Annotated in this window: 19 protein-coding genes, 2 rRNA genes, 1 pseudogene and 2 riboswitches; of the genes and pseudogenes, 15 read left to right on the forward strand and 7 right to left on the reverse strand. The window is 47.3% G+C overall.

Annotated elements, in window-relative coordinates; translation table 11 throughout:
* The first annotated feature begins 18 nt into the window (after positions 1-18).
* From NST33_RS04300 to NST33_RS04320, 5 genes are all read left to right on the forward strand, one after another.
* Positions 19-2,946 (forward strand): 23S ribosomal RNA (locus NST33_RS04300).
* Between the two features lie 78 nt (positions 2,947-3,024).
* A 5S ribosomal RNA gene (gene rrf, locus NST33_RS04305) occupies positions 3,025-3,141 on the forward strand.
* A gap of 186 nt (positions 3,142-3,327) precedes the next feature.
* Positions 3,328-3,951, forward strand: coding sequence for a deoxynucleoside kinase (locus tag NST33_RS04310; RefSeq protein ID WP_062837552.1), 624 nt, complete (start codon positions 3,328-3,330; stop codon positions 3,949-3,951).
* The gene (locus NST33_RS04315) at positions 3,948-4,604 is read left to right on the forward strand and encodes a deoxynucleoside kinase (protein WP_192132572.1); all 657 of its coding nucleotides are present in this window, start codon (positions 3,948-3,950) and stop codon (positions 4,602-4,604) included. The genes NST33_RS04310 and NST33_RS04315 overlap by 4 nt, the downstream gene beginning before the upstream one ends.
* Before the next feature lie 328 nt (positions 4,605-4,932).
* A complete protein-coding gene (locus NST33_RS04320) occupies positions 4,933-5,415 on the forward strand; it encodes a hypothetical protein (RefSeq protein WP_237176892.1) in 483 nt (160 codons plus the stop codon).
* 563 nt (positions 5,416-5,978) lie between these two features.
* Here the strand turns inward: NST33_RS04320 and NST33_RS04325 are convergent.
* The 7 genes and pseudogenes from NST33_RS04325 to NST33_RS04355 all read right to left on the reverse strand — a co-directional run bounded on the left by NST33_RS04325 (position 5,979) and on the right by NST33_RS04355 (position 12,232).
* Positions 5,979-6,722: a MerR family transcriptional regulator gene (locus NST33_RS04325; protein WP_221818805.1), complete on the reverse strand. Its 744-nt coding sequence runs from the start codon at positions 6,720-6,722 to the stop codon at positions 5,979-5,981.
* 302 nt (positions 6,723-7,024) lie between these two features.
* Positions 7,025-7,690 carry a thiamine phosphate synthase gene (gene thiE, locus NST33_RS04330; RefSeq protein WP_221818806.1) on the reverse strand — a complete coding sequence of 222 codons (666 nt, stop codon included), beginning with the start codon at positions 7,688-7,690 and terminating at the stop codon, positions 7,025-7,027.
* On the reverse strand, positions 7,690-8,502 hold the full coding sequence (thiD, locus tag NST33_RS04335; protein ID WP_221818807.1) for a bifunctional hydroxymethylpyrimidine kinase/phosphomethylpyrimidine kinase: 813 nt from the start codon (positions 8,500-8,502) through the stop codon (positions 7,690-7,692). Before thiD ends, thiE begins: the two co-directional genes overlap by 1 nt.
* Positions 8,499-9,320: pseudogene (gene thiM / locus NST33_RS04340) on the reverse strand (hydroxyethylthiazole kinase); the annotation flags it as partial. The pseudogene thiM and the gene thiD, both read right to left, overlap by 4 nt.
* 193 nt (positions 9,321-9,513) lie before the next feature.
* Complete coding sequence (locus NST33_RS04345; protein WP_221818809.1) at positions 9,514-10,587, reverse strand: ABC transporter substrate-binding protein; 1,074 nt, start codon at positions 10,585-10,587, stop codon at positions 9,514-9,516.
* A 60-nt stretch (positions 10,588-10,647) separates the two neighbouring features.
* Positions 10,648-11,385: an ABC transporter permease gene (locus NST33_RS04350; protein ID WP_221819286.1), complete on the reverse strand. Its 738-nt coding sequence runs from the start codon at positions 11,383-11,385 to the stop codon at positions 10,648-10,650.
* Positions 11,386-11,464: 79 nt separating this feature from the next.
* Complete coding sequence (locus NST33_RS04355) at positions 11,465-12,232, reverse strand: ABC transporter ATP-binding protein (protein ID WP_221818810.1); 768 nt, start codon at positions 12,230-12,232, stop codon at positions 11,465-11,467.
* Positions 12,233-12,393: 161 nt separating this feature from the next.
* Positions 12,394-12,496: riboswitch (TPP riboswitch) on the reverse strand.
* Between the two features lie 215 nt (positions 12,497-12,711).
* Here NST33_RS04355 and NST33_RS04360 point away from each other — a divergent pair.
* From NST33_RS04360 to NST33_RS04405, 10 genes are all read left to right on the forward strand, one after another.
* Entirely contained in the window at positions 12,712-13,587 is an 876-nt protein-coding gene (locus NST33_RS04360; RefSeq protein WP_091016096.1) for a radical SAM/SPASM domain-containing protein, read from the forward strand.
* Between the two features lie 265 nt (positions 13,588-13,852).
* A complete protein-coding gene (locus tag NST33_RS04365) occupies positions 13,853-16,687 on the forward strand; it encodes an S-layer homology domain-containing protein (protein ID WP_339306907.1) in 2,835 nt (944 codons plus the stop codon).
* A 341-nt stretch (positions 16,688-17,028) separates the two neighbouring features.
* Positions 17,029-17,697, forward strand: coding sequence for a pectate lyase (locus NST33_RS04370; RefSeq protein WP_221818812.1), 669 nt, complete (start codon positions 17,029-17,031; stop codon positions 17,695-17,697).
* 172 nt (positions 17,698-17,869) lie between these two features.
* A riboswitch (TPP riboswitch) is annotated at positions 17,870-17,980 on the forward strand.
* A 229-nt stretch (positions 17,981-18,209) separates the two neighbouring features.
* Positions 18,210-18,803: an ECF transporter S component gene (locus NST33_RS04375; protein WP_036672660.1), complete on the forward strand. Its 594-nt coding sequence runs from the start codon at positions 18,210-18,212 to the stop codon at positions 18,801-18,803.
* The gene (locus tag NST33_RS04380) at positions 18,804-20,375 is read left to right on the forward strand and encodes an ABC transporter ATP-binding protein (protein WP_221818813.1); all 1,572 of its coding nucleotides are present in this window, start codon (positions 18,804-18,806) and stop codon (positions 20,373-20,375) included.
* Positions 20,350-21,144 (forward strand): energy-coupling factor transporter transmembrane component T, encoded by a 795-nt coding sequence (locus tag NST33_RS04385; protein ID WP_221818814.1) that lies wholly within the window; start codon positions 20,350-20,352, stop codon positions 21,142-21,144. The genes NST33_RS04380 and NST33_RS04385 overlap by 26 nt, the downstream gene beginning before the upstream one ends.
* Before the next feature lie 101 nt (positions 21,145-21,245).
* A complete protein-coding gene (locus tag NST33_RS04390) occupies positions 21,246-23,549 on the forward strand; it encodes a PQQ-binding-like beta-propeller repeat protein (RefSeq protein ID WP_221818815.1) in 2,304 nt (767 codons plus the stop codon).
* 131 nt (positions 23,550-23,680) lie between these two features.
* A complete protein-coding gene (locus tag NST33_RS04395; protein ID WP_221818816.1) occupies positions 23,681-24,490 on the forward strand; it encodes a methionine ABC transporter ATP-binding protein in 810 nt (269 codons plus the stop codon).
* Positions 24,487-25,158, forward strand: a complete 672-nt coding sequence (locus NST33_RS04400; RefSeq protein WP_047841707.1) for a methionine ABC transporter permease — start codon at positions 24,487-24,489, stop codon at positions 25,156-25,158. Before NST33_RS04395 ends, NST33_RS04400 begins: the two co-directional genes overlap by 4 nt.
* 46 nt (positions 25,159-25,204) lie before the next feature.
* Positions 25,205-26,062, forward strand: coding sequence for a MetQ/NlpA family ABC transporter substrate-binding protein (locus tag NST33_RS04405; protein WP_221819287.1), 858 nt, complete (start codon positions 25,205-25,207; stop codon positions 26,060-26,062).
* Positions 26,063-26,245: the final 183 nt, after the last annotated feature.

Here is a 26,245-nt window from a genome sequence, read left to right on the forward strand (position 1 = left end):
CCGAAACCGGAACAAAATGGTTAAGCTACTAAGAGCACACGGAGGATGCCTAGGCGCTAGGAGCCGATGAAGGACGTGGCGAACAACGAAACTGCCTCGGGGAGCTGTAAGCAAGCTTTGATCCGGGGGTGTCCGAATGGGGAAACCCAGCTGGGGTAATTTCCAGTTACTCACAACTGAATACATAGGTTGTGTAGAGGCATACCAGGGGAACTGAAACATCTAAGTACCCTGAGGAAGAGAAAACAATAGTGATTCCGTCAGTAGCGGCGAGCGAACGCGGAGAAGCCCAAACCAGAGAGCTTGCTCTTTGGGGTTGTGGGACGTCTCACATGGAGTTACAAAGGAACCGGTTAAGCGAAGAGGTCTGGAAAGGCCCGCCAAAGAAGGTAAAAGCCCTGTAGTTGAAAGTTGGTTCCCTCCGAGACGGATCCCGAGTAGTGCGGGGCACGTGAAACCCCGTATGAATCCGGCAGGACCATCTGCCAAGGCTAAATACTTCCTAGCGACCGATAGTGAAGCAGTACCGTGAGGGAAAGGTGAAAAGCACCCCGGAAGGGGAGTGAAATAGAACCTGAAACCGTGTGCTTACAAAAAGTCAGAGCCCGTTTTAGGGGTGATGGCGTGCCTTTTGTAGAATGAACCGGCGAGTTACGTTCCCGTGCAAGGTTAAGGTGAAGAGCCGGAGCCGCAGCGAAAGCGAGTCTGAATAGGGCGACTTAGTACGTGGACGTAGACCCGAAACCGGGTGATCTACCCCTGTCCAGGGTGAAGGTGCGGTAACACGCACTGGAGGCCCGAACCCACGCATGTTGAAAAATGCGGGGATGAGGTGGGGGTAGCGGAGAAATTCCAATCGAACTCGGAGATAGCTGGTTCTCCCCGAAATAGCTTTAGGGCTAGCCTCGGAAAACAGAGTCGTGGAGGTAGAGCACTGATTGGGTGCGGGGCCCGCAAGGGTTACCAAGCTCAGTCAAACTCCGAATGCCATAGACTTACTTCCGGGAGTCAGACAGTGAGTGCTAAGATCCATTGTCAAAAGGGAAACAGCCCAGACCATCAGCTAAGGTCCCCAAGTGTGTGTTAAGTGGGAAAGGATGTGGAGTTGCACAGACAACCAGGATGTTGGCTTAGAAGCAGCCACCATTGAAAGAGTGCGTAATAGCTCACTGGTCGAGTGACTCTGCGCCGAAAATGTAACGGGGCTAAACACACCACCGAAGCTATGGCTTGATGCTTTGCATCAGGGGTAGGGGAGCGTTGTATAAGGGTTGAAGGTGTACCGTAAGGAGCGCTGGACATTATACAAGTGAGAATGCCGGTATGAGTAACGAAAAGATCAGTGAGAATCTGATCCGCCGAAAGCCTAAGGGTTCCTGAGGAAGGCTCGTCCGCTCAGGGTAAGTCGGGACCTAAGGCGAGGCCGAAAGGCGTAGTCGAAGGACAACAGGTCGAAATTCCTGTACCACCGTAAGCCGTTATGAGCAATGGGGGGACGCAGTAGGGTAGTGACGCGGACTGATGGATGTCCGTCTAAGCAGTGAGGCTGATGTGTAGGCAAATCCGCACATTGTAAGGCTGAGCTGTGATGGGGAGCGAAAATTACAGTAGCGAAGGTCATGATCTCACACTGCCAAGAAAAGCCTCTAGCCAGGTGATGGTGCCCGTACCGCAAACCGACACAGGTAGGCGAGAAGAGTATTCTAAGGCGCGCGGAAGAACTCTCGTTAAGGAACTCGGCAAAATGACCCCGTAACTTCGGGAGAAGGGGTGCCCCGGTAGTGTGAATAGCACGAGGGGGCCGCAGTGAAAAGGCCCAAGCGACTGTTTAGCAAAAACACAGGTCTGTGCGAAGCCGTAAGGCGAAGTATACGGGCTGACGCCTGCCCGGTGCTGGAAGGTTAAGGGGAGTGGTTAGGGAGTAATCCCGAAGCTGTGAACCGAAGCCCCAGTAAACGGCGGCCGTAACTATAACGGTCCTAAGGTAGCGAAATTCCTTGTCAGGTAAATTCTGACCCGCACGAATGGCGTAACGACTTGGGCGCTGTCTCAACGAGAGATCCGGTGAAATTTTAATACCTGTGAAGATGCAGGTTACCCGCGACAAGACGGAAAGACCCCATGGAGCTTTACTGCAGCTTGATATTGAATTTGGGTACGATCTGTACAGGATAGGTGGGAGCCTTTGAAGCATGAGCGCCAGCTTGTGTGGAGGCAACGTTGGGATACCACCCTGATCGTATCTAGGTTCTAACCTGGTACCGTAATCCGGTGCGGGGACAGTGTCAGGTGGGCAGTTTGACTGGGGCGGTCGCCTCCTAAAGAGTAACGGAGGCGCCCAAAGGTTCCCTCAGAATGGTTGGAAATCATTCGAAGAGTGCAAAGGCATAAGGGAGCTTGACTGCGAGACCTACAAGTCGAGCAGGGACGAAAGTCGGGCTTAGTGATCCGGTGGTACCGCATGGAAGGGCCATCGCTCAACGGATAAAAGCTACCCTGGGGATAACAGGCTTATCTCCCCCAAGAGTCCACATCGACGGGGAGGTTTGGCACCTCGATGTCGGCTCATCGCATCCTGGGGCTGAAGTAGGTCCCAAGGGTTGGGCTGTTCGCCCATTAAAGCGGTACGCGAGCTGGGTTCAGAACGTCGTGAGACAGTTCGGTCCCTATCTGTCGTGGGCGTAGGAAATTTGAGAGGAGCTGTCCTTAGTACGAGAGGACCGGGATGGACGTACCGCTGGTGTACCAGTTGTTCCGCCAGGAGCACCGCTGGGTAGCTATGTACGGACGGGATAAACGCTGAAAGCATCTAAGCGTGAAGCCCCCCTCAAGATGAGATTTCCCAGTATGTAAGACCCCTTGAAGACGACGAGGTAGATAGGCTGGGGGTGGAAGTGCAGCAATGCATGGAGCTGACCAGTACTAATCGGTCGAGGGCTTATCCAATAGCAAGTTGTAATTCGCATGTTTCGTTTCGAATCTAGTTTTCAGAGAACGATCTCTGAATGTAAGCTAAGCTATGCGTTTGGTGGCGATGGCGGAGGGGTTCCACACGTACCCATCCCGAACACGACCGTTAAGCCCTCTAGCGCCGATGGTACTTGGACCGCAGGGTCCTGGGAGAGTAGGACGCCGCCAAGCAATAAGAAGACACACTTGAGTGATTTCGAGTGTGTCTTTTTTATTTTAATGTAATTCATAAGTTCCGATTTGACTTGTTATATACATAAAATACTGGCGTTCCAATCCTTAAAGCTGTGATACAATAGGTGAGGTCTATATAGAAAACGGAAACACGCATAAGTACGAGGAGGAACAGTGAACACGATGAAATCAGCCCCGTTTATTGCTGTGGAAGGTCCGATCGGAGCGGGGAAAACAACGCTGGCAACGATGCTTTCCCATGAATTGAATCTTCCGTTAGTTAAAGAAATCGTAGAAGAGAATCCATTTCTGGCTTCCTTTTATCAGGATATCGACGAGTGGAGTTTCCAATTGGAAATGTTTTTTCTGTGTAATCGGTTTAAACAACTGGAAGACACGGGCGCTCATTATGTAGAGCAGAATACCCCAGTCATTTCAGACTATCATATCTATAAAAATATGATTTTTGCCGATCGTACCTTAAAGGGAACGAAACGGGATAAATATCGTCAAATCTATCATCTGTTAACAGATGATCTGCCAAAGCCCAATCTGGTGCTCTATATTGAAGCTGAACTCGATACGTTGATGTACCGCATTAACAAGCGTGGACGTTCATTTGAGCAGGATATGGACCCGGCATATATGGAACAACTGATCGTCGATTACAAAACAGGCATGGATTATCTGGCGAATAGCTCAAATCCACCAGTAATCATTAAAGTCAATGCGGAGCAACTCGATTTTGTCGAACATCCTGAGCACTTCAGGCAGATTGTTAATCAGGTAAAGGAGTATATCATATGAATAACTATGGCATTCCATCGAATGCATTAATTACGGTAGCAGGTACGGTTGGGGTGGGTAAATCCACGTTAACGGCTGCGCTTGCACAGCGTTTGAATTTCAAGACCTCTCTGGAGCAAGTTGATCACAATCCTTATTTGGAGAAGTTCTATCATGACTTTGAGCGTTGGAGCTTCCATCTGCAGATTTATTTCTTGGCAGAGCGCTTCAAGGAACAGAAGAAGATTTTTGAACTGGGTGGAGGATTCGTACAGGATCGTTCCATCTATGAAGATACGGGCATTTTTGCACAGATGCATGCGGATCAAGGAACCATGTCTGCTACGGATTTCGAAACATATAGCAGTTTGTTTGAAGCGATGGTAATGACACCGTATTTCCCACATCCAGACGTGCTGATCTATCTGGAAGGCAGCCTGCCTTCGATTTTAAACCGCATTACGGAACGTGGACGCGAGATGGAGATTCAGACAGATCGTTCTTATTGGGAGCACATGCACGAGCGCTATTCCGTGTGGATTGATCAGTTTACGGCTTGCCCTGTGCTGCGTCTGAACATTGATGAGTATGATGTGCATGATCCAGCATCGGTGGATGCCATTTTGGCACAGATTGCAGCTGTCATTCAGCCTTCCAAGGAAGTGCAAAGGTAAGATAGAGCGAGTTTTACAATGTATTTTTCTGGGTTACATTGGTTATATCTATGATACAGATATGGATAACATCCCTTCTACGGCTATTATGCTGTTGGAGGGATGTTTTTTTTATGTGCCAAGGGAATGATGATGAGATGAATGTAGACAAAACTAAGAGGATATATTCGAGTGAATAAGGAAATGGATGCTTAATATATCTTTTCTATTATATAAATCATGGTCACCAAAAGTAGAAAAATGTTGAATAATAGGACATTTTGTGGTTTCATAGGAAAGGTGAATTCTGGAAAAGAAGCATATGCATGACTCAGGAGGGAAAGACAACGTGGAAGAGAAACAAGGAGTTAAAATCGGTATGCCGATCATTGGTGGCTTAATTGCAGCCATTCTGGGAGGCATCGTATGGGCAGCTATTGCTGCAATGACCGAGTATGAGGTGGGATTAATTGCGATTTTGATTGGAGCGCTCACGGGCTACGCAGTTGTGTTGTTCTCCAATAAAAGAATTGCGACAGTACATAAGATTATTGCCGTACTGTTTGCGCTCGTTGGCATTTTGCTGGGGAAATATCTGACGGTGGTTTATTTTACTTCCGAACTGTTTGGTGATGTAGGCGTGATGGAACTTGTGTTTGATAGCGAGATGATCAGTGCGTTTGTGGAAACCTTCCAGGACTATTTCAGTCAACCGATTGATTTGTTATTCATCGTGCTTGCGATTGTATCTGCATGGCAGATTCCTGGCCGGATGGCGAGAACCAGTCTAGCCACGGATGCATCTTCATCGGATCACGCGCCAAGAGCTTAATCGGATAGACGGTGGACGCTTGGTAGCAAAATGAAGAACGTTTGACAGACGAAACTTAACTCATCATCCTAAGCACTTATGAAGTTATATCGAAGGACTGGGAGCAGAAGAAAAACGTAGTAAAGCATCTACACTAAAAGATATTTATAAAGTACTCAGAGTGAGCAGCAGTTAGGCTTGTTCACATTGCGGCTGAGTTACTTACATACATAAAAGGGACGATACGCCTGAGGGTGTACGTCCCTTTTGTGTATTCACCAGCTAGTAGGTGGGATGCGGCTCATAACTTTTGCAACAACTCGGATCGATTTAAATTACTTACCACATAACTCTAGTATATATCCAACATGTTCATAAGGTTAATCACAAGAAAGATATGGTCACCCCAGGAGGTAGGTTCAAGTATCCGAAGGGTCATGTCATTTACAGCGAATAAAACTGATGATGAGAATATTTTTACCTTTTACAGGACAGGTGTTAACTTCCAGACTATCGTTTACAGTCCACATCTGGACGGCAATGAGAGTTGAATAATACTGTATGTGGTTGAAGACAGGGCTATATTATTTGTTTTGGTCAGCAAATACAGCCATAGCATCTCTCATAAATACTGCCAAACCATCGCCAAACTGATCAATATTACGCGTGAAGCGTTCATCTTCCACGTACATCTGACCAAGTCCTCTGAATGCTTCAGGTGAGTAGCTTCCCATTTGGTTTAGACAGGTGTACCATTTTTGAATACCGGCCTGTGCCTCGGCAGATGCTGGTTCTGTGTGACGAAGTGACGCCAGATGTTTGTAGATCTCGTTCATTTGATTGGATAGAGCCTTCTGATCTGTGGTTGATTTACTGTTCAGCTTCTGATTTGCGTGATCGACGGCATGGTCTCCCCAACGTTCCCGCGCTTCTTGTTCATACGGATTCTGGCTAAAATCAAATCCTTCGAATTGTTCTTTGGCTGTCATTTTAATCTCTCCTCTCACGTGTAAAACCGTTTTATCAATGGTAGCAATCATCTGGTCCAAGCGTTGGCGCTTCTCCAGCAGTATAAGTCGATGCATTTTAAGTGCTTCTTCCGGATTGAAGGAGGGGTTGGTTATAATGTTTTTGATTTCCTTCAGAGAGAAGTCGAGTTCCTTGAAAAACAATATCTGCTGTAACCGTTCCAGATTGGCATCTGAATATAATCGATATCCGGCAGAAGTCACTTCGTCCGGGGTTAATAGTCCGATCTCATCATAGTGATGCAGTGTGCGCACACTGATCGAGGCAAGTTCGGCAACTTCTTTTACCTTCATGGCCATGTGTGAAACCTCCTTACAACACCGATTGTACAGTGTCACGTTACGTGAGAGTCAACCGTTGAAAATGAAAAACAAGATGCGAGCATGGAAGCTGCATCTTGATCATGGATTGATGACTGGATGTGACTGGGTTATTGTAACATTCAGTCACTGTAGGGGAGCGGATGCGCTTCTAAGTCGAAGACATAGATTGCCGCACCGCAGGGGAGAGGCTCCTCTGTTATGGAGAGGAGAGCGAGCGGTTATGGCTGCAACATTTATTCGGTGCAGCCCACGGGGCTGGCAGTGCAGGGAGAGCAAGGCTACGCCTGCATCCCGCGCACTGCCGCAGCGAATTGCGCAGCCGCTGCGCGCACATCGGCCGCGCCCGCGATGGCGGAGATGACGGCTACGCCGTCGGCTCCAGCCGCCATCACGGCGGCCGTGGTATCGGGCGTAATGCCGCCGATACCCACAATCGGAACTGCGATGCCTGCGGCGCGCAGTTCCGCCACCCCTGCGGGGCCCAGCACAGCGTGGGCATCCGCTTTGGAGCGCGTCGGGTACATGGGCCCGACGCCAAGGTAGTCGGCGCCCGCCTGCACCGCACGGCGCGCCTCATCCACGGAGTGGGCGGATACGCCAAGCATCCGCCCATCTCCAATGCGGGCGCGTACCAGCGCCGCGTCCGCATCTTCTTGGCCGACATGCACGCCGTCGGCCTCCACCGCTACAGCCAGCTCCACATCATCGTTCACGATGAACGGGACCCCGTGCTGGCTGCACACCTCGCGAAGCTGCATCGCAAGCGGGATGCGAGCTTCGCCAACCAGGGCGCCAGTTCCCTTTTCACGGAACTGGAATAGCGTGATGCCGCCAGCAATGGCCTGGCGCAGCACTTCCACCGGGTCTTGCGTCGTATTGACGCTGCCCATCACCAAATACACCTGCATCGCGCGTCGCACCGCTTCTGCATCCCAAGGGCGCATCACTGCTCACCCCGCTGTCTGCGCTGATACGCAAAATGATTTGTCGGCCCATGTCCGGCCCCAATCCCCAGCTCATCTTCGATGGCTGCCTGAATGAAGGCTCGCGCGGTCGTAACGGCAGCCAGAACAGGTGAACCCTTGGCTAACTCTGCGGTGATCGCAGCAGAGTATGTGCATCCTGTTCCGTGTGTATGACGTGTTACCACACGAACATTCTCCAGATAATGAAAAGACTGCCCATCGTAGAGCACATCCACGATCATGCCACTTCCTTCATCATGACCACCTTTGACCAAAGCATACGTTGAACCCATCTGTACAATCTGTCTTGCGGCTTCTTCTCGCTGACTCAGATTCGTGATAGACATTCCGGTAAGCAGTTCCGCTTCCGGTATATTAGGTGTTGTGATCAGGGCATGGGGCAACAGCTCCGTAACCAACGCCTGTACAGCTTCCTGTTGGAGCAGGGGGGCACCGCCTTTGGCTACCATCACAGGGTCGATGACTAGATTCGACCAACGGTATTGCTGCCATTTCTCAGCCACTAGACGAATAATCTCGGCACTATATAACATGCCGGTCTTTGTTGCGGTTGGTTGAAAGTCTTCGCCGGTCGAGTCCAATTGCTGGGCAATACCATCGTAAGGGATGGGAAAAACGCCCTGCACACCTGTTGTATTTTGGGCAGCAATAGCCGTGATAACGGTCATGCCGTATACGCCAAGCTCTTGGAATGTTTTCAGATCGGCCTGAATTCCTGCGCCGCCCCCGTTATCAGAACCTGCAATGGTTAGCGCTTGAGCAATGCTCATACTGCACCTCCACGGATCTGACGGATTTGTGCGCGTTCTGCCAGGAGATCTGTTGTTACTTGTGCCAGTTGATTCAACAATTCAATCTGGAAGCTGCCCGGCCCCTGATGAGCTGTCCGCTCCGCCGCCAGTTCAGCTGCTACACCATAAAATGCGAGCGCTTCAACAACACTGCTTAGAAGATCGGCTTCCAATTCCACTATGGCTGTAAAAGCGCCAATCACTGAACTTAGCAGACAGCCAGCACCCGTGACTTGAGTGAGCAGGGCATGTCCATTACTCGTGATGAATGTGGATTGTCCATCGGTAATGATATCTTCTTTCCCGGTAATGACCACGACACAGCCAAGTTTATGCGCTGCCCGCTCCGCAATGCCGATCCGGTCGCCCTCACCTGATCCTGCGTCCACACCTTTAATACTCCAACTCTCACCGATGACATTGGCGACCTCTGCCACATTGCCGCGCAGTACCGTGAGACGAAGTTCACGAATGAGCATCTGCACGGTTTCTGTACGATAGGCGGTTGCGCCTGCGCCGACGGGATCAAGCACCACAGGCACGTCATGCGCATTAGCCGATTGGCCTGCAAGACGGATCGCCTGAACGACTTTGTCATCGAGTGTACCGATGTTGAGTACGACGGCTCCTGACATCTTGGCGACATCAGCGACCTCTTCATGAGCATAGGCCATAAAAGGGGACGCACCTAGTGCGAGCAGACCATTGGCTGTAAAGGGAGCCACGACAAGGTTGGTGATATTGTGTACCAACGGGTTTTGTGTACGAACACGTTCCAGATAAGACATATAATTTCCTCCTTGTTTTGTATGCTTTCCTGAATCCTTTGACCAAAAAGCTGTAAACGGCTGTTTATTCGGATATAGCGTATCTCAGATTCGTTAGGACTCGCTCCATGCTCTATTCCAGAGATATTAAGGCGCATATAGCTTTGCTTTCATCCCCTTTGCGTTCAGTCACTTTTCCTTCATTCACCTTGCACTCCTTTATTTACTCTCCTTGCAGAATAATAAAAGCATCCTCGGCTTTCACCGATTCAGGAATCAAATCCTGTTCAACGAGCCATGCACGTACATTCTCCCACGACTCTATTTCCTGCAGACCAAACGGTTGACCTTCCTCATTCATAAGTGGCATTAAAATAGCCAGGCTTTTGGTTTCGATCTCCGGGTCAAGCGGAGACGTTTCATTCTCATGAGCGAGCAGAATATTCAAGGCTTCTTCTGGATGCTCCGTTACATATTTTTGTCCTTCCTGGATCGCTTTGACGAACCGGGTAAGCTGATCTTTTTTCGCTTCAATGCCAGCCTCACTCGCAGTCAGGACCAATTCATAATAATCAGGCACACCATAATCGACAGGGTTAATCGATTTCATGGCATGTCCTTCTTTCTCCAGAATCAATTGCTCATGGTTAATAAAACCACCCATAATTGCATCCGCCTGTCCGGAAGCCAGCGAAGGAATCAGATCGAACCCAACGTCAACCAGATTCATGTTGTCGGGATTGCCACCATCGTGGCTGATCATCGTACGAACCATCGCTTCATACAGCGGAATCGAAGAATAACCGACAGTTTTTCCTTCAAGATCTTTGGGTGAGCTCACGTTGCCATTTGCTTCGGTCAACAGATGTACAAGTGGATGCCGAACAACAGCAGCAATGGATCGTACAGGAATGTTCTCGCCACGCGCGAGCAAAATTTGCGGCTGGTAGCTTAGAGCCAGATCAATCTTACCGGCTGCAACAAGTTTGAGTGAATCATTGGTATCCGCAGGCATCTGAATTTCGACATCCAGACCTTGGTCTGCGAAGTACCCTTTTTCCTGAGCCACATAGATGAAGGAGTGTACTGCATTCGGGTACCAGTCGAGCATGATGGACAGTTTATCTTTGGCGTCTGATGTTGGTTCGGTTGCAGACGGATCTGTTTGCTGTGTATTAGTTGCAGAATCTGTTGTTGGCGTGTTTTTGCTGGTATTCGAGGTGCTGCATCCGCTAACGAACAGCAAAAGGCTAATGAGCATGATGGGAAGCAGGGAGTGTATACCTTTGTTATTCATAAATGAAGTTCCTCATTTCATCGTTTTGATTTGTATTTACATCTAATTTCTGTCTAGGTATTATCCAACTTTTCTTTTGCCTCCATGTCCATGCCGCCGTATGCTAAACCGTTTCTCCAGCCAGGCAATTAGTACAAACAAAACGATCCCAAGCAGGGATAACAGCAAAATGGCGGCAAACATCGCATCCGTGTTCATGTTGCTGGACATACGACGGCTAAAATATCCGAGACCTTTGCTGCCACCAAGCCATTCGCCAATCGTTGCCCCAACTACGCAGTACACCACAGACATCTTTAGCCCCGAGAAAAAAGAGGGAAGTGCCAGCGGAACCTGGAGTTTGCAGAAAATATCCCACTTGCTGGCGCCCATGGTGAGCAGCAGTTCACGCTGCTCCGGATCGCCTTGGCGGAGTCCATCGTAGGTACTGACCACAATGGGGAAGAATGCGATTAAGAACACCACCGCGACTTTGCTCCACAACGTGTAACCAAACCACAAGATAAATACGGGAGACAAGGCAATCAGCGGAATGGTCTGACTGATCACGATGAAGGGATACAAGGCCTTTTCAATCGACCGGTTCATATGCATGCCTGTTGCCAGCGTAATTCCAGTCACTATGGACAAGACAAAACCAACAACAACCTCCATAAAGGTAGCAGGCAGATGGATGGTCAACAGCAGACGACGATGCTCAACCAGTGAACCTATGATGGCTGTGGGTGCAGGAATGATGAAAGAGGGCACCCATCCCATACGCACAATCACTTCCCAGACCGCCAGTAATAAGAACATGAGAACAATAAACAAACCATATTGGGAAAACGACCTCGAGAGCCACTTAAAACACCACGTCCAGACGCTAACCTCAGCTCTATCGCTTTGCATGTAATTGTTCCTCCAGTTGTTGTCTCATCTGCACGAGAGCCGGTTGGTAGATCATGTCCGAATGCCTTGGGCGTGGTAAAGGAACCATCATCTCCCGCAACTGCTGACCTTGCCCTCCTGGAGTTAACAGAATGATACGGTCACTTAACAGCAGGGCTTCCTCAATGTCATGTGTAATAAACAGTACGGTTTGGCCAAAGCCCTCCCACAGCTCCAGCAACCAGCGATGCATTTCTCGTTTGGTTAAGGCGTCGAGTGCACCGAAGGGTTCATCCAGCAACATGAGCTGCCCGCCTGTAAGCAAGGTACGAAGCAATGCCACCCGCTGCCGCATGCCGCCGGATAACTCATCTGGATAGGCCTGTTCATAACCCGACAGGCCGAACCTTGCCAACCCAGCTAGAATGTTGGCCCGTAACTTGTCCTTGTCCTGTCGGCCTGGTGCCAACTCGGCAGGCAGCATGCAGTTCTCCATGACGGTTCGCCAGGATAACAGCAGATCTTTCTGCGGCATATAAGCGACTCGTCCGAGCCGTTGTCCTTGCGGTACATCAGCTATATCGATGGTGCCAACGGTTGGCTCATGCAAGCCTGCGAGTAGCTTGAAGAGCGTGCTTTTACCTGATCCGCTGGAGCCGATGAGCGAGACAAATTCTCCTTGTTGAACCTGAAGCGACACATTGGAGAGCACGGGGGAATCCTTTTTTTCGGGAAAAGCAAAGCTTATGTTGTGAATGGTTACATGGTTATTCATCTGATCCTCACCCCCTTGATGTCAGACTGCTGGAATAACAACCACATCTTGCACTCTGCCAAAAGAAACAAAAAAGACCCACCCATTTCCGGAGAAATGAGTGGGTCTGTAAGTTAGATCCGCAGTTTATCTTCACATATACATGATAAAATTCCGCTTACTAAAAGGCCGCTCCACTTCCCTCCGCTGGTATGATCCAGATCAGGTTCAAAGGGTCCGAATAGTCATATTCGTCTCAGCCGTAAGGCTCCCCTAGTGCAAAAGTTCAAGATATGCAGTTATGTGTTCAGCATATATCACTCGAACATGAACTGTAAAGAGGCAGCTTGATGGAATTCTTGAGATGAATTTGGAGTCAGACCTGAACAACTGAACAATTTACCTTGGCTCATGAACCCGATATAATAGGGATGGCGCATATTGGCCGGATCACAAATGCAGGTGGGATTGCTCCCTCCGAAGCAGAATGGGGACCCGAGTTGAAAACGTTCAAAAAAGTATATATTGAGATCACAAGTATCTGCAATCTGGCATGCAGCTTCTGTCCGCAGACACAACGTGCCAAAGGATTCATTGACCCTGAAGTCTTCAACAATATACTGGAACAAGTTAAACCACACACCAATCATATTTATCTACATGTCAAAGGCGAACCCTTGTTGCATCCCAAAATAGATCTGCTGCTTGATTCCGCACATGAGAAGGGACTCAAGGTGAACATTACAACGAATGGTACGCTGCTGCCCAAGACTCAGCATAAATTGCTTGGCAAACCGGCGCTGCGACAGATGAACTTCTCTCTGCACAGCTTCGATGGGCATGAAGGTTCAACTGACCGTGACGGATACCTGAGCAACATTCTGTCTTTTGTACACGAAGCGGTGAAGCACAATGTCATCATCTCATTCCGGCTGTGGAATCTGACGCAGGATAACTTCACGAATGCTCAGATGAATCGAAATCGGGAGACCCTTGAAGTGCTGGAACGTGAGTTCAATCTGGACTTCCGCATTGAGGAGAAAGTGGTTCCAGGCAGCGGGGTCAAAATTGCCCCAAATGTATACCTGAATCAAGACCATGAGTTCCAGTGGCCAAGCCTGGATGCACCTGAAGATGACGGCAAAGGCTTCTGCCATGCATTACGTGGTCAGGCAGCTGTGCTTGTCGATGGAACGGTGGTTCCATGCTGTCTTGATGGTGAGGGTGTCATTAACCTTGGTAATGTGCACGAGAAGTCATTCTCGGAGATTATTGAGGGTGAGCGAGCGAACAATCTGGTATATGGCTTCTCCAAACGTGAAGCTGTGGAAGAGTTGTGTCGAAAGTGCGGTTATCGTCAGAGATTCGGAGCCTAGAATATATAAATTTACTTCAAAATGAACCTACCGAAAATATTTGTTTCGGTAGGTTCATTTTGTCTTTATTGCGAAATCATGTAGATAATAAGAATTGAAATCAATTCAGGATAACAACTTTTTTGTAAAATCATAGTCTATTAATCTTGTTTTTATGAATATGCATGGTATTATTATCCTATTGATTAGGAGGTGTATTAGTTCTAAAGATTCATATATTAGTGGATTTACCTACCAGAAGCCAACTGAGGAGTGTGTTTTAGTTTTGAATTCAAAATGGAAAAAGTTTAATCACAAACTATCGTTAATGCTTTCTACGTCGCTGATTGTTTCTATGTTATCTATCAATTTATCTGTATCGGCAGAAGTGGCTACATCTAAAACTTCTTTTACTGACATTGATAATTCGTATGCCAAAACGGAAATAACCAAATTAGTAGAACAAGGAATACTCACAGGATTTACTGATGGGACATTTAAACCTTCCGATTCGGTAACACGAGCCCAATTAGCAAAAATTATGGTCGGAGCGCTTAATTTAAAGCCGGATAATGTGGGAGCAAGTCAATTCACAGATGTAAAGGAAGATCAATGGTATACCGGATATGTAGGTGCACTTGTCAAATCTGGAATTGCTCAAGGTACCTCCAAAGATAGTTTTTCACCTAATAAAAATGTGACAAGAGAAGAGTTGGCTGTATTTTTTGTTAGAGCCTTTGGTTGGGATCATCAAAATGTAACGAGTCAAACATCCAAGCCTCAACTCTCAGATTTGGATCAAGTATCTAACTGGGCGAAAGATTCTGTGTCACTTGCCTATCAATCTGGTTTTATCAAAGGTTTAGTTCAAAAAGATGGAACAGTAAAATTTAATCCATCGGGCATAGCAGATCGACAGGCGCTAGCGAGACTTGCATATGAGTTTGTGATAAATAAGTCTACATATGATAGTTACATGACTCCTGCCAAGACAGAGATTGATACTGAAGATTCAAATGAAGCAAAACCTGAAACAGCAAAACCTTCTGAAGGTAACAGTAAGGGAAATAGCGGTAGCAGCTCCGGAGATAAAGGGAACGGAAGTAACAATGGTGGAAATAGTGGAGGCGGGGAACAAGCCCCTAGTAATAATCTCTCTGCTCCAGGTACATATACTCTTGGTAATGTAACTGGAAATGTAACTATTAGTTCCCAAGGTGTCGTTCTAAAAAACACCAAAGTAAATGGTAAGCTGAAGATACTTGAGTCCGTAGGAAATGGTGACGTGACTCTTGATAATGTTAGTGTCACGGGAACTACTGAGATTCAAGGCGGAGGACCAAATAGTATTCATGCAGTGGACTCGGTTCTTGCAACAGTGATTGTTGACAAAGCGGATGGCAGTATTCGTTTGGTCCTGGAAGGTGGAAGTGATGTTCAGCAGATTGAGATTAGATCTGGTGCAATCGTACAGAATGTCTCCACGGGTGATGTTGGACCGATTGAAATAGCAGAGTCGATTCCCCATAATTCTTCGGTAGTGCTCAGTGGAAGCTTCGACTCTGTAATGGTTCATGCAGAGCAAGTTTCAGTGGAATTTGGAGGTAACTCCACCATTGGTAATCTCGAAGTGTTCCAAGATGCATTGAACACCGTGTTTAAAATTAACCATGGTGCTGTAGTGAATCGCGCTATATTAAATGCAATTGTACAATTTTCTGGAGCTGGAACGTTATCCTCGGCTCTGGTCAATGCAGAAGGCATCGATTTCAGTCAACTTAGTCAACTCCCAACTATTGAGGCAGATCCTACAGTTACTAGTGTAGTTTACGCTCCTCAAGTAACAGAGTTGTCGGCAATTGATTCGACCCGTCAAATCGTATTCACGGGGATCGCTTCCCCAGCGAAGAAAGATATCACTTCCTTTGCAAGATGGGATGTTGAGAATAGCGCTATTGCCATTGTTGACTCAGGAAAGATTCAAGCTAAAAGCAACGGTACGACAGTGGTAAAAGCCAAATACGGAAACTTCGAAATCAATGTTCCAGTAACCGTTGCAGTCTATAACGAAGGAACAGTCTATCCGACACTCAAAGGGATTCAAGTTACAAATGGAAGTGCAAAGTTGAATTTTTCTGAGGGTTTGGATGTTTCTGAACTGACTGCAAATGATTTCATAGTTCGTGCCTATTTTGATGGGGCAGAACAACAATTGAATAACTTGCAGTACCGCAATGGCGAATTTACTTTTGATGCTATTGATAGCTATGGAGCTACACTGTACATCACTGTGGAGTCAGATGTTAATAAAACACATTTTGCAGGAAGCCAAAGTGGTGCAATCAAACTTACAGGATTCGGTGGCCACATCAAGGATGTAGCTGGAGCACCGGTTGCAGGCTTAAGTATTTCGTTTAGAAAAGGTTTGGATAACAAAACAGGTGAAATCGTTGGATCTGTAACAACGGATACTTATGGAGATTATTATATTAATCTTCCCCCAGGCATCTACACAGGTGAACTTGGAGGTGGAGATACAAAATATATTACAACTTATCTCATTGGTGTCTCAGCAGTAAATGTGGAAAATAAACGTGAGAATCAAACTGCTATAGAAATACCTACACAAGATGAAACTCGCTTCGTACTAACTTGGGGTAAAGACCCAGTGGATCTGGATTCACACCTAGTAGGACCTGCAGGTGATGAGGGAATGTTCCATACGTTCTACTCTGATAAACAATATTATAATAATGGCGAACTTATGGTCGATTTGGACTTGGATGATGTAACTTCTTATGGACCTGAAACGACAACCATTCGTCACTTACTTCCTGGAACGTATACATTCTATGTTCATCATTTTTCTGGATCAAGCACAATTAAGAAATCTGGTGCAAAAATTGATGTTTTCCATGGTGCTGTAGCTACTCCAAGTGCAACGTATACTGTAGCAGATGCCAGTGGTAATGAAATATACTGGGTCGTTCTCAGAATGATCGTTTCTGAAGATGGCGTGGTTACTTATGAAACAGTAAATGAATTTACCAATGTTGACCCACTGACTTTACTTCAACCATCGGATGAAATTAACGAAGATGAATTGGAACCTCTAGAATAAATAGAGGATTTAGATTAGTTTTAAATGTATCATGTAGAAACCCTGTCTTAAAAAGACTAAGGGTTTCTTTTTTTCGTGTCTAAATCTTTTGGTGGCTTAAATAGAGCATATTCGAAGTTGATATCGGTACATAACAAGTAGATACGATACCGCTAAGCATGTTGAAACATCATGCTCTATGCTGGAAAATACAAACATGATCTAATGATTATTCTAGTTACCTTCCTTATTTGGTAGGATTAGGTTGTGGGTCGGACAGAGGTGCACCTCTGACGATCTTCCAGTACAAGCTCAGGCTTGTACAATACCAAATAACGAGAGAATAAGGGAGGAATAAAGTTATGAAAAAAATGTTGACGTTGTTACTGTCCGCTGGTTTGGTTGCTTCTATATTTGGTGCCGTTCCGGCTGCGGCTGCGCCTACGGTTGTAAATTCAACCATTGTTGTTCCAAAGGGTACGACCTATGACGGTCAAGGTAAAACATTTGTAGCCAATCCTTCCACACTGGGCGACGGATCTCAAGCAGAAAATCAGAAGCCAGTCTTCCGTCTGGAGGCAGGGGCTACGCTCAAAAATGTAAATATCGGAACACCAGCTGCTGATGGTGTTCACTGTTATGGCAACTGTAATATATCGAATGTGGTCTGGCAGGACGTGGGCGAGGATGCACTGACATTGAAGTCTGCCGGAACGGTTAACATTACCGGTGGGGCAGCATATAAGGCTTATGATAAAGTGTTCCAGATGAATGCAGCTGGAACAATTAACATCAAAAATTTCCGTGCAGACGATATTGGCAAGCTGGTTCGCCAAAATGGTGGAACTTCCTTTGCAGTTAACATGACGCTGGATAACTCCAACATTTCCAATGTAAAAGATTCGATTTTGCGTACAGACAGCAGCACATCACAAGGAAAAATTACGAATACCCGTTATTCCAAAGTGCCAACGTTGTTCAAGGGGTTTGCTTCAGGGAAAACGAGCCAGTCCGGTAACACGCAATATTAAGAACAGGGATACCTTGGAATACGGATTGAAGGCGTCTACGGATAAGGTAGCTATTTCACATCGTGAAGTATGTCCAAAAGGCATCCAGGGGGATGCCTTTTCCTATGCCAACTTTTGATTTTTGTAGAGACCATTGCCACAAATACCCATCTGATGTACATTAGAAGCAATGAAATAAGTGAACCGGGAGCTCAATGAAGTTGGGCTGAGAGAGTGGCCTTGTGCCGCTGACCGTACATCTGATCTGGGTAATGCCAGCGTAGAGAACATGGATTTGCGATATGTAAGGGTGAATTGTGAGAATGAACGTGGATGAACAACAGACCTCTTTGAACTGTGGTGGTGTATCTGCCAGGGCGGAGAGGAGCTGGTTGATATTCCGTATTTTCGACATCCATCCCATACATCATTGTGAGGAATGTACACTGTGCGTAAGGCCTTCCCGGAACCGGGGAGGCTTTTTCGTTTATTATGATAAACCCCACAGGGAACAAAGGAAGGACGTAGAGAACATGGCAACAACAGCAGGCAACAAGCGATTGAAACTAACGGATATTCTGGTAACCATCGTGATCGCAGTAGTGTTTGGGGTGATTTACAAGATATGGGGACCTACATATGACTTGATGAAACCATTTGGCGTTCATGCGGAGCAGATGATCTACGGCATGTGGTTTATGGCGGGCACGTTTGCTTTTGTTATCATTCGTAAACCAGGCGTGGCTATTCTTGCCGAAGTTGCGGCATCAACGGTAAGTGCTTTTCTGGGTAGTGAATGGGGCATGTCCACACTTGTATACGGTCTGTTGCAAGGATTGGGAGCAGAGATATTCTTCGCCGCATTTTTGTATCGCAAAACCAATCTGTTTGTCACCTGTCTTGCAGCCATAGGAGCTGCAGCGGCTTCGCTTTTGCTGGATTATCAGTACGGGTATATTGATTCACTCTCGGCCTGGAACTACACGTTATTTATCGGATTCCGCTTCATCGGAAGCATCTTGATTGCAGGAGTGTTCGCTTATTATCTCGCCAAAGCATTGGAACTAACCGGTGTAACGCGTTCACTCAGACCGGTATCCAAACAAGATTATGAGGCGCTGGATTAGATGAGCGGAGAGGGGAATTCGCAAGCGGTAAGTGTGACAAATCTAAGATGCAAGTTCCCGGGAGAGAAAGCCTTGGTATTTCAAGGCTTGTCTCTCTCTGTTCGTCAAGGGGAGAAAGTGCTGTTGCTTGGCCCGAGTGGCTCCGGTAAATCGACGTTATTGCAAATTTTGAGCGGTCTGATACCACGTTCGGTTGAGATTCCGATGAAATGTGATGATATTCAGGTTCCCGCCAAAGCAGGAGTGGTCTTTCAAGATCCGGATACCCAGTTCTGTATGTCCTTTACGGATGAAGAGATCGCATTTGTTCTGGAAAACCGAAATATTTCGCGTGAAGAGATGCCTGCTCTGATTGAAAATTATCTGAAACAAGTGGGGTTATCCTTTGAACAGAATCGTGTATTGATCCAGTCCATGTCTCAGGGGATGAAGCAGCGTCTTGTGATTGCTTCAATGCTTGCCATGGACCCGGAGGTATTGTTTTTGGATGAACCCACTGCACTGCTGGATGATGAGGGGACTTCCCAGGTGTGGGATACCGTCAGAAGGATCGCCAGTGACAAAACGATCATCATCGTTGAACACAAAATAAACAAGATTGTAGATATGGTCGACCGCATCATTGTGTTATCACCTGAAGGAAAGATTGTGGCGGATGGGCCAGCACAGCAGGTATTTACGGATGAACGGGGCAAGCTGAAGGCTTATGGAATCTGGTATCCGGGTGTGTGGGATGAGCACGAGCAGGCAGCTAAGCAAGAAGAGGGAAGTGCTTCTGGAGAGCTTCAAGTGCGTGTGGATCACGGCATCTCAAGTGTGGAAACACAGCAATCGTCTGGCTTATCCGATACACCGGGTATATCCCCCATATCTCACGTCTCATCCTTATCGCCTGTATCACCCGCCTATCAGCCTGCACTGGACTTGCAGCAGTTCACCGGATGGCGTGGGAAAAGACCCTTCATTCAGGTAGAACAGGCCAAAGTATGGCATGGGGATTGGATTGGTATTGTCGGAGCTAATGGAGCTGGCAAGAGTTCATTGTTGTTATCTCTGATGAATATCCTGAAAACAACAGGTCATTATGAGGTGGACGGTCAGCCTTCTGGCAAAACGGAGCAGCTTGCAGATCGAATCGCGTTTGTATTTCAGAACCCGGAGTTTCAATTTGTGACCAACACCGTCGCGGAAGAAGTAGAATTCTCATTGCTGGGGGGCAGGCTTACAACGGAAGAAAGACTTGCCAGGACTGATCATATGTTGAATCAATTTGGACTAATCGACCTCTCCGAGCGTCATCCCTACCAATTATCGATGGGGCAGAAACGACGCTTGAGCGTTGCCTCTGCACTGGTGAGAGAGCAGCGAATACTGCTGTTGGATGAACCTACTTTTGGACAGGATGCCCGTAATACGTTTGCCATGTTAACACAACTGGAGCAATTGCGGCGTGAAGGAACAGCTATTGTTATGGTTACCCATGATCGTGAAATTGTAAAAAGATATTGCACCCGAATCTGGACGGTAGATGAGGGGAGGTTAACTGATGCAACTGTCGTTTCCTCACCGTGAAACCTGGCTTCATAACGTCAACCCGGGATTAAAGATGATCATTCTGACGATGATGTTTGTCATCGTTATCCTCATTCACAATCTGAATGTAATGGCCAACGTTGCGTTGGCGATGATGCTGTTACTGTGCTGGACAGGTCATCCGTGGTATAGATTGATGCTGTACGCATCACCATTCATTCTGGTGTTTATCTCCACGTCCACAGGTATGATGATGTTTGGTAAGGGAGAGACCACATGGTATAAGTGGGGATTGATTCACATAACCGAGGAGAGTTTCTATCGCGGTCTACACTTGGGTTTTCGCTCGTTGAGCATGGCAGCGGCTGGCTTGCTGTTCGGACTGACAACGAAGCCGGTAAGGCTGTTTTATTCACTGATGCAGCAGTGGCGGCTTCCTGCAAAATATGCCTATAGCTTTCTGGCCGCGATGCGCATGATCCCCATTTTGCTGGATGAATTCCAGACGCTCCGTTACGCCATTCGTATTCGTGGAACACGGCAACGTGGCTCTCGCTGGAATGTGTATGGTACACTTAAGCGTTACGCTATTCCGCTGCTGGCACAGAGTATTCGCCGTGCACAGCGAATGGCGGTAGCGATGGAAGCGAAGGGATTCACGGATGGCGCAAGCCGGACGTATTACATTCAGATTGGCTATTCGCGAGCTGATCTGTGGTTTGTATTTTATTATATGCTCACCTTAACAGCGGCTTATTACATTGGGGTCACCTTTCCTTATCATGCTACGATGGTGGATGTGAGGTAATATTGGGAGATAGATAGAAATATATTGAGGTAAACGGTAACTTTTTCCTTATAGCTGCGTCTCTATTGGAAATAACTTCTAATGGATGGGGATGAACGAGAGTGAAGAGGGGTCCTGACTGGCAGAGAACGGGGTACAAATGGATTACCATGACTGGATTATCAGCTGTGCTGTTGACGGGATGGATGCTGCTGGATTCCAAAATGGTCGTGCTTGGAGGACAAGCGTTGGCTACAACGCCACAAGCCTTGGGTGCAAGTTCTCAAGTCTTATCAACACAGTTGGCCTACAAACAAGGAGAACCCGTTACACTTATGAATGACATTCCTCTGTTCAAAAACAGGAGGGATGGCAGTGTGGCTGCTGACCAGATGGGGATTGAATACTATACAACAAAAAACGAAAAGTATACGTTGGCCTCGGTTCGAGGCGAGTGGGTGCAGCTTAAGTCAACCGATCATGGAAACTTTTGGCTGCCAAGTTGGTATGCACTGAAGGAGAGCAGAAGCATGACGGAAACAGCTCCCCAAAGCTTCACGCTCCAATCAGGCAGTAAGCTGTATCTGGCTCCGGATAGTTCTACAACCTGGTCTTTTGAGAAAGCGCTAACAGATAAGGCTGTTATTGTTGCAAAGTGGAAAGGATGGTATGGGGTCTCCATTGCCCCACGAGTCTGGAATAAAGAATCCTTCACGTATCGGCCAGGACTCCTCTGGATCAAGGCACAGGCTATAGAACAGCGGATGAATGTGGCGGATGGTTGGTTCCAACAGGATGCATCGCTGCCAACTTCGGTTATACGCCATCTGACAGATATTAAGCTGGACAAGGCAACCACCTCCAAACAAGTGGCTGGGTGGTTAGGCGAGCCGGATTGGAAGGAGAGTTCAAGCAATCTAAATTTCACGGGTTATTCAATGAGTATTGGACAGACCTGGAGATATGAGCGGGCAGATGGGCAATTTTTGGTCACATTCAACAAGAATGGCAGACTGGTCAGAACACGATGGAATTTAGCACAGGATAATCGAAATGCTGCCGTTTCTGATTGGAACATCAGTCGGGCGGATGAATATGGGTTCACAACAAAAATCTATGGCACAACGCTGCCGACAACAATCCCCTGGAAACCGGTATGGACCAACCAGGGGGATATTAACTACACTTTTTTACAAGCAGCCACGGATGATGTACTCCTGATGAAAGGGGATGACGGTGGATTTAGCGGGGATTACTACGAAGGTTCCATATATGCTCTTGACCGACATTCGGGTCAGAAATTATGGGGGATCAATGGAGGCTTTGGAAGACAGCAGGCAGAGGTGGATACAGCACGCCAATACGTTACAATCTACACCGATTATGACCCTGACAAGAAAAAATACGTGGATCGTATTCGTCATCTGAACTTGAAGAATGGAGAGGTTACCTGGACGTACACCCCTAAGCAAAATTTTAGACTAAATGGCATCACCGCTGCGAAGAACGTTGTGGTTGTGGATAACCCGGTTGTTGAGAGCTCAAGCAACAGTTGGTTAACGGTTCTCAACAGTGCAAACGGAAAAACATTGTGGACGCGAAAACTGGCTACGGGTTATGAATTATTGAACAAGAGTGCAGATGACCCCTATGTGTTGTTTTGGGAAAAGAATAAGCTGATTGCAGCCGATCCGCAATCAGGCCGGACCGTATGGAGCTTAAAGGGAAAACGAACCACCATAGAACAACTTGGGAATGATCCATATTTTGATGGAATCGAACGTCGTGACCCCTTTGCAACCATGAATGCTAAAAGATGGATATCACTGGATAATCAGTGGCTGCTCCTTGATCTGAACACAGGAAAGAAGCTTGCACAATTTCCTGCTCGGGCAGGACAGAGATTTGAGGAGCTGAATGATGGCATATTGTTGATCCGTGAGAACAAAAACGGCGATCATTACGGCGAATATGAAGATTTTACAACTACCCTGTATGATGCCAAGACAGGCAAAACACGCTGGACGCTCAAGGGCAAGATTGAACGAGGACTGGTGGAAGAGGATCAGTTGTATGTGATTAAGAACGGCTACCCGGCGGCTTTGGATTATAAAACGGGGGAGACGCGCTGGGATACCAAAGATACGATTGCAACATTAAGGCATCCGACGAATCAGGGAAGTTATCTGGTCATTGATGATCAGTTGCTGCTGCCCATGGACGAGAATTTGCTCGTAATGAACAAAAAGAATGGAGCACTGCTAGGTCGTGTACATGACGTTGTGATAGGAAACCCGGAGCACCGGGACCGGGATGCGAAGAATGGAACGATCAACCGGATCGGTAATGAAGTGTATGTGGGTTCGTCCAACGGACGTTTTCGTGTATATGAAGCCAGCCGCCTTCAGGAGGCAATCTCACCTTAAAAGCTTGTCTCGTAAGGGATGTTGATTTATTATAAATGAACAGGCTTGCTCGCGCTCCGGTTATCGGCTGTGCGGGCTTTCTTCATGTGTTCTTGAAGAACCATGCATGATCATTCACGGGAGGACTCTCCATGATCTCATTATATGGTGTAAGCAAACGTTATAACGAGCGCGGTTCCCGTACAGATCAGGGATTCGAAGCATTAAGCTCGGTGTCCCTCGAAGTGGGACAAGGAGAAATACATGGCATCATCGGATCGAGTGGTGCAGGCAAATCCACGCTTCTGCGGATGCTCAACGGATTGGAAAAGCCGGATGATGGTGAGGTTGTTGTGAATGGGCAGCACCTGACCCAGATGAATGAACAGAGTCTGCGTCAGGCACGAAGATCCATTGGCATGATCTTTCAACACTTCAATCTGGTCAGTAACCGAACGGTGACTGGCAATGTCTGCATGCCATTGGAGCTTGCGGGTATGCCCCGTGCACAGCGAGTTGAACGTGGACTTGAGGTGCTGCGGTTTGTTGGACTGGAAGACAAGGGGGGTCAATATCCTGCTCAGCTTAGCGGAGGACAGAAGCAGCGTGTGGCGATTGCACGAGCGCTGGCCAGTCGTCCGGATGTGCTGCTCTGTGATGAACCGACCTCTTCGCTTGATCCACAGACCACGAACGGTATCCTGGATGTGCTGCGACATATCAATGAAACGCTGGGCGTGACCATTGTTGTAGTAACGCATGAGATGGAAGTGGCTCGCAGACTATGTCACAGGATATCCGTCATGAAGGATGGGCGACTCGTTCGTACGTTGTCTAAAGCGGAAGTGAGCAGTATCCCTGCTCCGCAGCCTGATCTGCTGACCTCCTTGCTTGCGGGTGACGAATACGGGATGACAGGTTCGTCTTTCTTCCGTCAGGCAGAACAGGAGGACAAGTCATGAGGTTACCTGAGTCTGTGCTGAAATATCAGCATGAGATATGGCAGGCGATCGGAGAGACTTTTGTCATGGTGGGCATCTCCATTGCGGCAGCTGTTCTGATCGGGTTACCTTTGGGTACACTGCTGTACTTATTCCGGAGAGGACAACGGTATCAGAATCAAACGCTGTCCTTTGTACTCGGTAGTGTCGTCAACATCGTTCGTTCGTTTCCGTTCTTACTGCTCGTTGTATTCATGATTCCATTCACACGGATTGTCGTGGGAACGTCCATCGGTACGCTGGCGGCAACCGTGCCACTCTCGGTCATTGCGATTGCCTACTACGCCAGACTGGTGGAACAAGCGTTGCTGGATGTACCGAGGGGAGTGGTTGAAGCTGCTGCTTCCATGGGGGCATCGACGATGCAACTTGTCGTGAAATTCTTGTACGTGGAGGCACGATCTGGTCTTGTACTGGGACTCACGACAGCTACGATTAGCTTCATCTCCTACTCCACGGTGATGGGCATTGTAGGTGGCGGCGGGGTTGGTGATTTTGCCATTCGCTACGGTTATCAACGCTTCGAAACGGAAATTATGGTATTTACGATCATCATCATGATTATCCTGGTACAGATGATCCAATTCACAGGTAGCAGACTGTCCCACTGGCTGGATCGCAGATCCTGAACGGTTGGACCGTGCATTATTACGAATAACCAATACAGATTATACGATGAGGGGAAGACATGAAATGAAAGCAAAAATGATGCTTATGTTGCTTGCAGTAATGCTGGTTGTAGCTGCTTGTGGCAAAAAAGAAGAAACACCTGCGGCTGAAGGAACAAAAGAAGATACACAAGCTGCGCAAGAAGTTACGCTGAAAGTAGCCACGTTGATTCCACCGATGACAGATGTACTGGATATTGTTAAACCGCTATTGAAGGAAGATGGCGTCAATCTGGAAGTTGTTGTGTTGTCAGATAACGTTCAACCAAATACGGCACTCGCGAATAAGGAAGTAGATGCAAACTTCTTCCAACACGTGCCTTACATGACCCAGTATAATGAAGCGAACAATGCCAATCTGGTGGCGGTACAGCCTATCTATAATGCCATCTATGGCGGCTACTCCAAAAAGTACAAAACGATTGAGGAATTGCCAGAAGGTGCAACGATTGCAATTGCGAACGATCCCTCCAACATTGGTCGCTCTCTTGTGATGCTGGAGCAGAACGGGTTGATTAAGCTGAAAGAGGGCGTAGGTTTTAACGCCACACAGGCAGACATCACCGAGAATACAAAGAACTTCAAGTTTGAGGAAGTGGACTTGTTGATGCTGGCTCGTATGATGGATGATGCTGATCTGGTAGCCATGACACCGGCATATGCGAGTCCGCTCGGTCTTACACCGAAGAAGGATGCGCTGTTAACCGAGAAGGATGATTCCCATTTTGCCATCACCATGGTTGCCCGTGAGGATAATAAGGACTCCGAAGCGATCCAGAAGCTGGCTAAACGCATGGCGGGTCCAGAGGTCAAAGCCTTCTTCGAAGAGAAATATGCAGATATTGCGATCCCGGCATTTAAATAGAGAATACGTTGGTCCAATGTAAATAACCTTTAGATCTGAGTGATAACGCTTGGATCTTTTTTTATGGAATTCGGCAGGTTACTGTAACAAGTATTTAAAAATTTAACAATTTGGTCATATCGCTGGGTTACTTTATTTAATAGTTTTTTCGTATAATTTGTTTGAAAGTAGTTCTTTAGGATT

The sequence above is a fragment of the Paenibacillus sp. FSL L8-0435 genome, assembly GCF_037965655.1.
Taxonomy (GTDB): Bacteria; Bacillota; Bacilli; order Paenibacillales; family Paenibacillaceae; genus Paenibacillus.